The sequence below is a fragment of the Paenibacillus sp. FJAT-27812 genome (genome assembly GCF_001273905.1).
Lineage (GTDB): Bacteria > Bacillota > Bacilli > Paenibacillales > Paenibacillaceae > Pristimantibacillus.
In genome coordinates, this window is record NZ_LIGH01000001.1 from 6818017 (window position 1) to 6830696 (window position 12680).

The window sequence follows — 12680 nt, forward strand, 5'->3', positions numbered from 1 at the left end:
TATTTTCCTTACTTTTCCATTAACTTATAAATTAATATTTACGATTAGGCAATGCATCGATTGCTTTTTGGCCAAAATAAACGTCCTCATCGGATTTAATCCATTTTTCCAGCGTTGCGCCAGCCTTGTAATCAAGGATAGCTTGCTTGAGCTGCGGCCCAAGAAGCGGGTTACATTCAACCGTCACGTTCATTTTGCCTTCAGCAATCGCTTCGAAAGCTGCTTTGATGCCGTCTACGCCGATAATTTTAATATCCGTGCCCGGTTTAAGGCCCGCTTCTTCAATCGCTTGAATCGCGCCTAGCGCCATGTCATCATTGTGTGCGTACACAACTTGGATGTTTTTATCCTTTTTCAGATAAGCTTCCATAACTTCTTTCCCTTTGGCGCGAGTGAAATCGCCGGTTTGGGAATAAACGATTTTGTAGCCAGCTTCACTTGCAATCGCGTCTTCAAACCCTTTTTTACGGTCATTCGCCGCGCTTGCGCCTACTGTTCCTTCGAGCTGAACGATGTTTACTTGTGCGCCAGCGCCGAACTCTTCGATCATCCATTTTGCTGCGTTTTGGCCTTCAAGAATAAAGTCAGAGCCGATGAACGATACATAAAGGTCTTCATTGCCTTTTGAAATGCCGCGGTCAAGGAGAAATACGGGAATGTTAGCATCCTTTGCTTCTTTCAATACCGTTTCCCAGCCCGATTCAACGACAGGCGCAAGTCCAATCGCGTCTACTTTTTGAGCGATGAACGTACGGATCGCTTTAATTTGGTTTTCTTGTTTTTGCTGCGCATCGGAGAACTTCAGCTCGAAATTCGGATCTTCGCCAAATGTCGCTTTAACCGAATCCGTCTCGGCATCACGCCAGCCGCTCTCTGCACCGATTTGCGCGAAGCCTACGACAAGCTTCTTGCTCTCTGCCGGCGCATCCGTTGCCGCTTCCTCGGTCTTAGGCTCGTTCGTTGCATTGCCGCTTGCCGGTTTGTTGCCCCCATTGTTGCTGCTGTTCCCGCAGCCTGCGATTAAGCCTACTAGCATAATCGTTGCAAGCATGGTCATAAAAAACGGTTTCTTTCTGTTCATTCTTACTTCCTCCCTTTCAAGCATCTATTGGCTACACTTTCAATATACAAATTTTACATTTGATCTGTATTTACAAATTAACGACTTTATTTTCAAATTTCGGTTTATTTTTGGAAGCCGGCAATGCGCTTTTTTCTTTTCTCATCACAATAATTCGTTGAAATGCCATGAAAAGAAATAATAAAAATCCGATTGTAATTTTGGTCCACCATGAGCTTAATGTTCCTTGGAACATGATGATCGTCTGAATGATGCCGGTACAGAGCACGCCAAGCGTCGGCCCGATCAAGTAGCCAAACCCGCCTGTTAGCAAAATGCCGCCAATGACGCAAGCCGCAATCGCATCCATCTCCATGCCCATCAAATGCAGGGAATAGCCCGACAGCATATACAGCGTAAATACGATGCCGCCGATCGCGGAGAACAAACCGCTTAACGTATAAACCAGAATAGTCGTTTTCGCTACTGGCAAGCCCATTAATACCGACGACTTTTCGCTGCCGCCAATGGCATAAACCGCTCTGCCAAAGGAAGAGTAGCGGCCTATAAAGAGCGCCGCGACAACCACGGCAGCCGCAATGAGTACGCTGATCGTAATAAAGCTATCTCCCCATACGTGTATTTTGTGCTGGGATAGCCAGACGTAGGACGGATTGTTAATGACGATGCTCTCCGTGCTGATTAAGAAGCTGATCCCTCTGGCGAGGAACATGCCCGCAAGCGTGACGATCCACGGGTGGAGCTGAAAGCGTTGAATCAAATAACCTTGCCCTGCGCCGAACAGCGTGCCGATTACGAGCGCTACGATCGTTACGACAATCGCATTGGCACCTTGCCTGAACAATTCGGCGGAAACCATGCTGATAAGCGCAACGACCGAGGCTACCGATAGATCGATGCCGCCTTTTATAATGACGAAAGCCATCCCGGTCGCTACTATGATGAGGTAGGCATTGTCGATAAATAGATTCAGAAAAACCTGCATCGAGAAAAATCCGGTATACAGCGCAGCGCCCGAGCCGTACAAAATAAATAAAAGCAGCAGCGTCGCGAGCACAATAATGTTGTTATGGCTAATTTTCATCGATACCTGCTTCATTGTGCCGCCACCTTCTTTTTCGCCAATTTAAACGACTGCCGGAATATATCGGATTGAATTAAGCAGACGACAATAACGACTACGGCTTTCACGAGCAAAATGCTGGATGGCTCAACGCCTAGCGAATAAATCGTTGTCGTGAGGCTTTGAATGAACAACGCGCCAAATATCGTTCCGCCGAGGTAAAAACGTCCGCCGCGCATCGATGTTCCGCCAATGACGACGGCAAGAATCGCATCGAGCTCAATCCATAGTCCTGCGTTATTTGCATCTGCGCTTGCTACGTTCGCGCTAATAATAATGCCGGCAATGCCTGCGCAAATGCCTGTAATCGTATAAGCCGTCATGAAGATCACTTTAGGCCGGATACCTGCATAGCTGCTCGCTGTCTTATTGCCTCCAGCCGCCTCAAGAAAGAGCCCGAAAGCGGTACGCGTTTTAAAGAGATAGACGATTAGGAAAACGCCCATTGCAATGAACAGCGGAAAAGGAAGGCCCAGCAAATGCCCTTTGCCGATGAACTGGTATGCCTTGTCGCTTGTCGTAAGCACTTGGCCGCCCGTAATGAGCTGGGCGATGCCGCGGCCAATCGTCAATAAAATCAACGTCGCCACCATCGGTTGTATCCCGATGATCGCGACCAGCATCCCATTCCATAAGCCGCATATCAAGCCAGCGCCGACGCCTGCCAAAATAACTAGCCAAAGCGGATAACCATCAAGCATAAAGACCGCGATGGCTCCCGAAATCGCTAGGACGGAACCTACCGAAATATCGATCCCCTCCTTGGCAATCACGAGCGTCATGCCAATCGCGATAATAATGAGGGGTGAGCCATTTTTCAAAATATCGATCAAATTGCCGAATAAATGGCCATCCTTCCACTCCATTCGGAAGAAATCCGGTATGACCATTAAGTTAAATAGAAATAAAACGACGATCGCAAGGATCGGCCATATCATTTTCTGCCTGCCTAAGCTACGCGCCAATCCCGTCAGACCCGCCATACATTTCCGCTCCCTTCGCAATCATTTCCATTATGACATTCTCGCGCATGTCCGCACCGGCAACTTCGCCAATCTTAATTCGATCACGCAGCACGATAATCCGGTTGCAGCACTGCACCATCTCCTCAAGCTCCGCGGAAATGATTAATATCGAAATGCCGGTTGCCGCCAAATCGAGAATGAGCTTGCGAATTTCCATCTTAGACCCAACATCGATGCCGCGCGTCGGCTCGTCCAGAATGAGCAGCTTGGGCTGAGTGGCAAGCCATCTTGCCAAAATAACCTTTTGCTGATTGCCGCCGCTTAAATTTTCGATCTTTTGCTCCGCGCTTGGCGTCTTGATCTTGAGCAGCTCGATATACTTGTTCGCGATTTCCTTCTGCTTGCGCAGCGGGATGAACGAGAACATGCCTTTGCGCGCTTGCAGCGCAAGCACGATATTTTCACGTATAGTCAGCTCGCCCACAATGCCAGCTACCTTGCGGTCCTCCGGTGTGAAGCCAAGCCCCTTCTGAATCGCTTTTTGCGGATACATCGATGTGATTTGCTCGCCGTCAACCGTCAGCGTGCCTTCATCGGCCTTATCGATGCCAAAGATCAGCTTGGCGATTTCCGTCCGGCCAGAGCCGAGCAGCCCTGCCAGCCCAAGCACCTCGCCTTTTCCGATCTGGAGATCGATGGGATTGATGCTTCCTTTTTTCCCGAGCGAGCTCGCCTTAAGGAAACCTTCGCCTGAAATGCGCTCCACCGCTTTTTTGCCGGCAGCGTCCTCCGTAGTCCATTCCCGGCCGATCATATGCGAGACGAGCTCTGTTTTGGACAAGTCCTTTGTCACATATTCACCAACGAGCGCGCCGTTGCGCAGCACTGTAATTCGGTCCGTTATCTCGTAAACCTGATCAAGGAAATGAGTAACGAACACGATGCCCATCCCGTCCTGCTTCAGCTTGCGCATTACCTTGAACAGCTGCTTCACTTCATTGGCATCCAGGCTTGAGGTTGGCTCATCCAAAATAAGAATGCCGCTCGAAATATCAACCGCCCGGGCGATGGCAACCATCTGTTGAATCGCCACCGAATAATGGGACAATGGCTGCTTCACATCAATATCGAGATCAAGCCGCGCCAGCAGGCGCTCGCTGTCCCGGTACATTTTTTCCCAATCGATAAGTCCGCGTTTCCTCGGATGCCTGCCAACATAAATATTTTCGGCCACCGTTAGGTTGGCGCATAAATTAACCTCTTGATAGACGGTACTGATGCCAAGCTGCTGTGCCTCGAGCGGAGATTTGGGTGCAATCGGCCGTCCGGCCAGCTTCACCTCGCCTGAATCCCACTTATGAACGCCTGTCGCAACTTTAATCAGCGTCGATTTGCCTGCTCCGTTTTCTCCCATCAGAGCGTGAATTTCGCCCTTTCTGAGGCTAAATTCAACATTTGACAGCGCCTTGACGCCAGGAAACGATTTGCTAATCCCTTTCATATGAAGCACGTATTCAGTGCTCATTGACCTTCACCTCTTTCCATTTTCACCTCCAATTGTAGGAAAAAGAGCAGGCATGCGTATTTAGAAATATAGGTCTTTTTTTAAACAATTCGGACATTTAGGTCAGCGGACGCTTGATGTTTCTAGCGCGATCACGTTTTTTGCATGACAAAAAGAGGATGCCTTGGCCGCTTACTAGCTGCCGAGACACCCTCTGTTTGTCAGTCCTTTTAAGCCTTATTTAAGCGCAGCCGTTCCCATAAAATCAGAAATCAGCACCTTTTGCCCGGTTTTGGCGCTCTCTACGGCGGCAAGCACCATCGCCATGCTGTAGATGTTGTCGCTGCAATCGGTTTCCGGCTTGCGGCCTTCGTCGAGAGCGGCGAACATTTCATCCAAGCAGCCCTTATGGAACGTATTCGCCATTTCGGGAAGCTGCGTTTCAACCCGCTCGTAATCGCGGATAAACTTGCCGTCTTGATCGCCTGCAGCAACGATCTCCGCATACGGATTTCCTTTGCCGTCCCAAATCGCGGTGCCATGCTCGCCGGTCACCCGCCAAGACGCTTCCCATGAAGTTGGCACGCCCTCTGCGCACCAAGAGCCGCGGTAATTGAAGACCGAGCCGTCGGACATTTCATAGATGCAGATCGCCATCGCGTTTCCGGCATACCAAGAGCCGGGAGGGTTAAATTCATGGCAATAGGCCGAAACGGGATTTGCGCCGGAAATATATCTTGCTTGGTCAAACGTATGGATCGCCATATCGAGCAGCAGCGGGCTCTCCATCGCATCGCGGAAGCCGCCAAAATGCGCGCCGATAAAGAAGTCCGCGCTTACGAACCCCACTTTGCCGATCGTTCCGCTCTCGATTAGCCCGTGAAAGGCGCGAATGCGCGGATCAAACCTGCGATTTTGCATAACGGCATGCGTCCTGCCGCTCTCTTGAGCCATTCGCACGATCTCCTTGCAATCGCTCATCGTTTCCGAGAGCGGCTTCTCGCCAAACACATTGCAGCCAAGCTCTATCGCAGCCGTACTAATTGCATAATGGCTCGCCGGTATCGTAACGTCAAATACCAAAGTCGCCCCTGTCTCCTTAATAGCTTGCTTAATATCGGTGAAAGTTGGGCAAGCAAGCCCTTTGCGCTCCGCCATCGCCGCAGCAAACTCCTCCTTTATATCAACAAGTCCAACAATTTCCGTGTCTTCCCGATCCTTCGCATAGTCCACCCACGTATTCGCCATCCCGCCGCAGCCGGCAATGACTACTCGATGCTTCGTTGTCATTTGATTTTCTCCTCGCTTTCGCTCCGCTAATTTAAACTGGATTTGGAACAAAATCGCCGCCGCGGCAGCGCTTCAAATAATTCAAAGCATGAACCTGTCCGGTCATTTCCAGCTCATCCTTATAAACGGGATCATGCCAGCCCTCTATATCGATCGTGCCTTTGTAGCCATTCTGTCTCAAAATCGTAATAATATCCGACCAGTTGCTATCGCCGAAGCCCGGCGTCCGGTGCCATACGAACTGCTGCTTGCTGTGCACGCCATGCTCTTTTACGATATCCCATGCAATCGTTGCGTCCTTGCCATGTACATGGAACACCTTGCCCGCCCATTTGCGCAGCTGCGGAATCGGATCGATCAAGCTGACCATTTGGTGGCAGGGCTCCCATTCCAGTCCGATATTGTCTTCCGGCACCGCGTTGAACATCAGCTCCCAGGCTGCCTGGTTATGCGCAATATTCCAGTCGCCGGTTGCCCAAGTGCCGCCCATATCACAATTTTCAAAAGCGATCCGTATGCCTTTAGCCGCAGCCCGCTTCGTTAGCTCGCCGAACACTTCCTTGAACCTTGGAATCGATTCGTCGATCGATTGATCCGTCAGTCGGCCCGTGAAGCCGGATACGATATCCGCTCCGAATAAGTGGGCATGGTCAATGAGACGTTCCCAGCTGGCTAGCGTATCGGCATTATTGCCTTCCCCTGTCAACGGATTTCCGAAAACGCTTACAGCTGGTACGACAAAATCATGCTCATCAGCGAGCGCTCTAACCCTTTTAGCCATTTCAACCAAATCCGTGCTGCCGGTCGTTTGCCAAAAGGTTAAATTAAATGATTCAAATCCATGCTTCACTATTTGCGGAATGACGTGATCCGCATTTCCTCCGCCTACAAGCGTTCCAATTCGCAATTTGTTATCCATCCTTGTATATCACTCCAATATTGGCTTATAGTATTCGTAACAACTCCATTATAGCTAGGAGTTATGCAGATCACTCTATACAATCTTGAGCAATAATAGTCTAATCTTGTGGTGGTGAGCAGATTGACCTATCCTAAGGAGCTTTGGGAAAATACCCGTCTCGAGCATAAAACATACCCGATCCAGCTATTTCAAAACCGCTGTCATGACGCAGCGCCAAATGATTGCATTCTATATTTGCATTGGCATGAGCATTTCGAGATCATCATCATGAGGGAAGGCAGCGCCCTCTTCCATATCGACAGCCGTCCATACATCCTTAATGAGGGTGACGTTATTATTATTCCTGGCGGCGGTCTGCATGTCGGCTATGCGCTTCGTTACGAAAATGTGCATTATGATTGCATCGTATTGAACGCATCGCTCTTTAATGATTGGGTTCATGATCCTGTGCATGCCCAGTTTGTCGCTCCCTACCTGGAGGGCCGGCTTCATTATCCCGTCAAGCCGTCGGCGCAGGATGAGGCAGTCCTCCGCTATTACTCGCTGCTCGATGAAGTGACCGCCGAGCTTGCCGCGAAACCGCCTGCTTACCAGCTTATCGTAAAGTCTAAGCTGCACACGCTGTTCACCCTGCTCTCCCGCACCTTCATGGAACGGCAGCTCGCAGGCAAGCCGGCGGAGCCATACTTCGTCAATCGGGATCGCTTCAAAGCGCTTATCCAGCGCATCGAATCACAGTTTGGCGAGAAAATGTCGATCGAACAAGCGGCGAAGCAAGTTAGCTTGAACCCTTACCACTTCTGCAAGCTATTCAAAAAACTGACCGGCCGCACCTTTGTGGAGTATGTCAACGTCTGCCGCATGAACGAAGCGGAGCGGCTGCTTCGCGAGAGCAATGACACGATAACCGAAATTGCCGCCAAGGTCGGATGCGAGAATCCGAACTATTTTACGAAGCTGTACAAGCAGTATAAAGGGACTACGCCTTCGCAGACGCGGAAGACATAAACGAGATATTGTGCATATATATGCGCGATTTATTATTCATGTAAAAACATTCATTATAACTATTTTTAGTCGCTATTAAAGGAGAATGATGAATCTAGCAACTTTGTATACCCTGCTAGCGTCTAATATACAACGATGATTAAAGGGGATAACTGGATGTTTCCGATTAAAAATAAATATTTCTCCGTTGCGATCTTCGCGATGCTGATTGCCGTCATGGCTGCTGGCTGCAGCGATGGATCAAGCCAAGTGAAAAATAACGCAAACCCAACAGATACAACAAGCGCAGCCGAAGCGACGAATTCCACGGAAGAGCCAGAAGCGACGAAGGCGCCCGAACCGACGCTAGCGCCCAGTGAAACTGCCTTAACCGAACAACCTACAGCTACAGCTACACCTACCTCTGCACCGGCGAAGGAAACGGCGACTGAGGAGCCAACAGCGACAGTAGCTCCAACAGAGAATTCATCAACGCAGAAGCCTGCTGCGACCAAAAAACCGGCCAATGAGGCGGTTGCCAAGGAAACGGCAAAGCCGACCAAAAAGCCCGGTGCAACGCCAAAGCCCGTCCCGACAGCGATGCCAACTAAACAGCCGGGAGCAGTTATTCCAACACAGGAACCAAGCACGAAGCCGTCGGCAACGCCAACGCCTTCCACCATTACAATGGCAACGCCATCGCCTACGCCTAAGCCAACAACGAAGCCAGATCCGGAAAATCCATTCGGCAAGGTCACCGTTGCCGACATTGCAGCCAAAATAACAGCAGATGCCGGACTCGGACCGCTAACGGCTGTTCAGGACGATCAAGTGAAGGACGTCTATGGCATAGACATGGAAGCCCAGCTGGTTGACGGCATTTTCTATCAGCCTAAGATGATGATTCAAGCTGGGGAATTCTCCGTCGTCCACCTCAAAACGGAGAAAGACTATGCCGATATCGAGGCGGCATTTGAGAAGCGTGCGGAAGCGGTGCAAAAGGCTTTCGAAACCTATTTGCCCGACCAATACGAGCAATCGCTAAACTATCAAATTTTACGCAGCGGAAATTTCGTCCTCTTCTCCATATCGCCGGACCAGAAGAAGACAGCGGAAATCTTTAACGGCTTCTTCAAGAAGTAGTCGTCGGCTATCATAAATAAAAGCTGGGGCAGCTCCTTTAGGTGAAATCACCAAAGAGCTGCTCCAGCTTATTTGTTATTCCCTAGTTAATTGCTGTGTGCGGCCAACCGGCTTTCGCTGCCCCAGCAGTGGGAACTCGCCGATTCTCAGCTTCGCGCTGCCGTAGGGAACAAGCTCAAGCTCCGTTACCGGCTGACCTTCCGTGTTCGGATTCAGCGGCGGCGTGCCTGCATTGTTTCCTTCCATTTTCCAGTCGCGCACGAGCTTGCCGCTTGCCTTCAAGCGAATTGGCGAGGCAGATGCATCGAACGGTTGATAAGGAATAGCCTCCCCGCTTTCCTTTACCTCAAAGTCAGAATCCGCAAGCAGGCCATACTTCCATGGCGAGCCCGGATAAATTTCCCAATCGTGGAACATTTCCCGCTCTTGGAGAAGCTGCCAGTTTTCTGCAATCGGCATGGCGTATACGAGCGGTCCGCGTTCTACGCTTACCGCGTACAGGTTGCGGGATATGGTAAGCACCTCCATCGGCAGCTTAAGCAGCAGCTTATCCCCGTCATGCCATTCCCGATTTACGCGCGCATAGCCGTTTACGGCATCCAATGCTATCGATTCTCCATTTATGGTTAAGCTTGCTGCCTTGCACCATCCCGGTATGCGCAGCGATAGCGGGAATGCAGCGGCACGCTCCAGTGTCAGCTCGATTGCCACTTCATCGCGGAACGGATATTCTCCGCTTACTCGAACCTGAGCTGCAACGCCGCCAGCAACGATAGCTTCCACGCAACATGGTACGTACGATACGGCTGCCAATCCTCCGCCAGATTCCGCCATCCACAAATGAGCTGCAAGCTTTGGCCACCCTTGATGCATGTTTGCCGTGCAGCAGCCAAAATGAGGCTCCAACCCAAACACATTCGCATCCGGTCCATTGGTCCAGCTTCTTGGCGCAACATTGCACATGATTTGATTCACTTGCTGATCGTATTGATGCGAGGTCCAATTCTTGGAAATCGCAGCCGGAAGCGCGTTAAACGCCACCTTCTCCAAAATATCCCCAAAGCGCCCTTCTCCAAAAATACGAGTAAGCTGCTCCATCGAGTACATATACTCCACAACCGCGCATAGCTCGACGCCTTGGCTCGGATGCGTGCCCGACAGCCACTCATCCCCAGAGAACATGCCATGCGCCTGTCCGTGATAGGTCATCAAGCTGTCTATCCCGCGATGAACCGCCTCCCGTTGTATGTCTTCCCCGTACAGCTCATACAAAATGCCAGGCATCTTGATTCCCATAGCCACATTCACGACATGCGTCCGCAAATCCCATTCATCAACCTTGCGCCAAAACGGAAAATCATAAAAGATATCAGTCCAATCCAGCGTTTGACTCGCAACGATATCCGCAAGCTTCAACAGCTCATCGTCTTTCGTTTTCTTATAGAGCCATAGGATACAAAGCAGCAGCTCCGAGCCGCGGGACTCCGCCCAGCTCCTCAGCGGCTGCTCCTCGATTGTCGCCCTTACAAAACCTAGAAATTTGCTCAGAAACGGTACGATCCGCTCGTCTCCCGTAGCCTCTTCGAACTGCATCATGACCTTCAGCATAATCATAAAATGCCACCAGTCCTGCTGCTTGTCTACCTCTTGATTCACCGTTTMGATTACTCTTGGACCAAAAAATCCGTTTTCCTGCTGGCTTGCAAGCGACCACTCCACCCACCTATTCGCTTTGGCAATAAGCCGCTCGTCTCCTAAAATGTAAGCAAGCGGCAGCAGGCCGTCCAAATAATATGGGCCGCGCTCCCAGCTCTCGCCATCCCCGCCAATCCAGCCGCTGCTTGATCCAACATCAGCCCATTGCTCCTCCAAATGACCCGTTAATCCGTCTGCTTGTATCCGAAGCTGATTATATAGCCAGCCTTCGGCCTTAATGCTGCCCAGCGGCAGCGCTGCAAATGCTTCATTCCCATTACTCATGCCTAACACACTCCTTCATAGCGTAATGACCACTAACCGAATATAGCATGCCAAGCAGCTTCATTTGGATAGCCGATCGCAACCACTATTTATCCAATCACAACATCGACATGAAAGTGATATCTTTACTCTAGCTGCAATAATCATTTATGATTAGTCGACAATGATTCATCAAGGAGTGTAGCCCGAATGTTCCAATTCATATGTCCGCCGCTGCCTCATTTCATGCAAGTCGGCGAGGATACTTATCCAGTCTTCGGCAAACATGCAGACCGCTCAAATATTGGCGTGTTCGATCTAATCGTCGTGACGCGCGGTTGTTTATATATGGAGGAGGAACAACGAGAAATCGACATCTCAGGCGGCCACTATGCGATCTTGCGTCCCGACCGAGCACACCGGACGACGAAGCCCTGCAGCGAGGAAACCCACTTCTATTGGCTTCATTTTCATACCGTAGGTCCGTGGAACGCTGCGAATGAAAAAGAACCCTTTACACTCTCCAAACACGAGCTACCCTATGCACAAATCGAATATTTTCCTTTTCACCTTCCTAGGCAAGGGAAGCTGCCGACGCCGCAAGCCATTGAAGAGAAAATGCACGAGCTGCTTCAATTGCAGGAGCAGCCCTCCTTACATTCCCGCTGGTCGCAGCAGCAGCTATTTCATACGCTGCTCCAAATGCTCCAGGAGGAGAGCGGGGCAGCAGCGGACAATCCTTATTTGCAAATCGCAGAGGCGGCTGCCCTGTTCTTTCGCCGCCATTATCAAGACCCGCTCAGCTATAAGCTGATGGCGGAGGAGCTGCATTTTCACCCCAACTATATTGCCATTTGCATGAAAAAGACATTCGGCTGCACGCCGCTTGAATATTTGACCCGTTACCGGATCGATAAAGCCAAGCAGCTGCTCATTCATACGAATGAGCCGATCGGAAAAATCGCTGAGGATACAGGCTTCGGCTCCTTCCCCTATTTCATTCGCTGCTTTAGCAAGCATACAGGCACGAAGCCTAAAGCGTTCCGCAAACAGTACCGTTCTAACTAAATCTGCTTTAAACTCTTGTAACTTCCAAAATTTCCTTTATACTTAATTAAAATTTATGTGGGGAGAGATGCTTTGTGGCTGCTATGTATACGGAGAGACTGATGCTTAGACAATTGGAACCATGCGATGCTGAAGCCTTGGAGTTACTGATCGATGATTATGAAATTGCCAGCACGACGTTAAACATCCCTTATCCCTATCCAAAAGGTTCTGCCGAAGCTTTTATCCATCGTAGACTGGAGGCCGCCCAGAATGGCGAAGGCTATACGTTTGCCATTATCAACAAAGAAGACCTTACTTTTATGGGCTCGATTGGAATGAATCTTAATCAATCGCATGACCGAGCAGAGCTTGGCTATTGGCTGGGCAAACGTTACTGGAACAAAGGTTATGTCACCGAAGGGGTTAAGCGCGTTACAAAATACGGCTTCGAGGAGCTTCAGCTTAATAAAATCCATGCCGCAGCCATGACCAAAAACCCCGCCTCATCCAGCGTCATGACAAAAGCCGGGATGCAATACGAAGGCACCTTCCGCGAGCATATTCGCAAATGGGATCAGTACGTGGACATCGCTTATTACGCGATTTTGCGCGAGGACTATTTGAAGACGGCTGCTGCCGAATAAACAGAAAGGACT

Annotated in this window: 11 protein-coding genes; 4 read left to right on the top strand and 7 right to left on the bottom strand. The window is 50.1% G+C overall.

Annotation, left to right across the window (positions count from 1 at the left end):
* Positions 1 to 31 precede the first annotated feature (31 nt).
* From ADU23_RS29450 to ADU23_RS29475, 6 genes are all read right to left on the bottom strand, one after another.
* Entirely contained in the window at positions 32 to 1081 is a 1050-nt protein-coding gene (locus ADU23_RS29450) for an ABC transporter substrate-binding protein (RefSeq protein WP_082198166.1), read from the bottom strand.
* A 70-nt stretch (positions 1082 to 1151) separates the two neighbouring features.
* Positions 1152 to 2180, bottom strand: a complete 1029-nt coding sequence (gene yjfF / locus ADU23_RS29455) for a galactofuranose ABC transporter, permease protein YjfF (protein ID WP_053377024.1) — start codon at positions 2178 to 2180, stop codon at positions 1152 to 1154.
* On the bottom strand, positions 2177 to 3187 hold the full coding sequence (locus ADU23_RS29460) for an ABC transporter permease (RefSeq protein ID WP_053377025.1): 1011 nt from the start codon (positions 3185 to 3187) through the stop codon (positions 2177 to 2179). The genes yjfF and ADU23_RS29460 overlap by 4 nt, the downstream gene beginning before the upstream one ends.
* Positions 3159 to 4694, bottom strand: a complete 1536-nt coding sequence (locus ADU23_RS29465; protein WP_053377026.1) for a sugar ABC transporter ATP-binding protein — start codon at positions 4692 to 4694, stop codon at positions 3159 to 3161. Before ADU23_RS29465 ends, ADU23_RS29460 begins: the two co-directional genes overlap by 29 nt.
* A 216-nt stretch (positions 4695 to 4910) precedes the next feature.
* The gene (locus ADU23_RS29470) at positions 4911 to 5963 is read right to left on the bottom strand and encodes a Gfo/Idh/MocA family protein (RefSeq protein ID WP_053377027.1); all 1053 of its coding nucleotides are present in this window, start codon (positions 5961 to 5963) and stop codon (positions 4911 to 4913) included.
* A gap of 31 nt (positions 5964 to 5994) precedes the next feature.
* The gene (locus ADU23_RS29475) at positions 5995 to 6882 is read right to left on the bottom strand and encodes a sugar phosphate isomerase/epimerase family protein (protein WP_053377028.1); all 888 of its coding nucleotides are present in this window, start codon (positions 6880 to 6882) and stop codon (positions 5995 to 5997) included.
* A 123-nt stretch (positions 6883 to 7005) separates the two neighbouring features.
* Here ADU23_RS29475 and ADU23_RS29480 point away from each other — a divergent pair, with 123 nt between their 5' ends.
* Both ADU23_RS29480 and ADU23_RS29485 read left to right on the top strand, forming a co-directional pair.
* The gene (locus ADU23_RS29480; RefSeq protein WP_053377029.1) at positions 7006 to 7893 is read left to right on the top strand and encodes a helix-turn-helix transcriptional regulator; all 888 of its coding nucleotides are present in this window, start codon (positions 7006 to 7008) and stop codon (positions 7891 to 7893) included.
* Positions 7894 to 8049: 156 nt separating this feature from the next.
* Positions 8050 to 9015 (top strand): DUF4358 domain-containing protein, encoded by a 966-nt coding sequence (locus tag ADU23_RS29485; RefSeq protein ID WP_053377030.1) that lies wholly within the window; start codon positions 8050 to 8052, stop codon positions 9013 to 9015.
* Between the two features lie 75 nt (positions 9016 to 9090).
* Here the strand turns inward: ADU23_RS29485 and ADU23_RS29490 are convergent, their stop codons facing one another.
* On the bottom strand, positions 9091 to 10995 hold the full coding sequence (locus ADU23_RS29490) for a beta-L-arabinofuranosidase domain-containing protein (RefSeq protein ID WP_053377031.1): 1905 nt from the start codon (positions 10993 to 10995) through the stop codon (positions 9091 to 9093).
* A gap of 189 nt (positions 10996 to 11184) precedes the next feature.
* Here ADU23_RS29490 and ADU23_RS29495 point away from each other — a divergent pair, with 189 nt between their 5' ends.
* Together ADU23_RS29495 and ADU23_RS29500 are read left to right on the top strand one after the other, a co-directional pair.
* The gene (locus ADU23_RS29495; RefSeq protein ID WP_053377032.1) at positions 11185 to 12042 is read left to right on the top strand and encodes a helix-turn-helix transcriptional regulator; all 858 of its coding nucleotides are present in this window, start codon (positions 11185 to 11187) and stop codon (positions 12040 to 12042) included.
* Positions 12043 to 12125: 83 nt separating this feature from the next.
* Positions 12126 to 12668 carry a GNAT family N-acetyltransferase gene (locus ADU23_RS29500; RefSeq protein WP_053377893.1) on the top strand — a complete coding sequence of 181 codons (543 nt, stop codon included), beginning with the start codon at positions 12126 to 12128 and terminating at the stop codon, positions 12666 to 12668.
* Positions 12669 to 12680: the final 12 nt, after the last annotated feature.

Bases quoted from the DNA above. Each gene is read 5' to 3' on its own strand.
- ADU23_RS29450 (WP_082198166.1), bottom strand. From the start codon at position 1,081: ATGAACAGAAAGAAACCGTTTTTTATGACCATGCTTGCAACGATTATG.
- yjfF (WP_053377024.1), bottom strand. From the start codon at position 2,180: ATGAAGCAGGTATCGATGAAAATTAGCCATAACAACATTATTGTGCTC.
- ADU23_RS29460 (WP_053377025.1), bottom strand. From the start codon at position 3,187: ATGGCGGGTCTGACGGGATTGGCGCGTAGCTTAGGCAGGCAGAAAATG.
- ADU23_RS29465 (WP_053377026.1), bottom strand. From the start codon at position 4,694: ATGAGCACTGAATACGTGCTTCATATGAAAGGGATTAGCAAATCGTTT.
- ADU23_RS29470 (WP_053377027.1), bottom strand. From the start codon at position 5,963: ATGACAACGAAGCATCGAGTAGTCATTGCCGGCTGCGGCGGGATGGCG.
- ADU23_RS29475 (WP_053377028.1), bottom strand. From the start codon at position 6,882: ATGGATAACAAATTGCGAATTGGAACGCTTGTAGGCGGAGGAAATGCG.
- ADU23_RS29485 (WP_053377030.1), top strand. From the start codon at position 8,050: ATGTTTCCGATTAAAAATAAATATTTCTCCGTTGCGATCTTCGCGATG.
- ADU23_RS29495 (WP_053377032.1), top strand. From the start codon at position 11,185: ATGTTCCAATTCATATGTCCGCCGCTGCCTCATTTCATGCAAGTCGGC.
- ADU23_RS29500 (WP_053377893.1), top strand. From the start codon at position 12,126: ATGTATACGGAGAGACTGATGCTTAGACAATTGGAACCATGCGATGCT.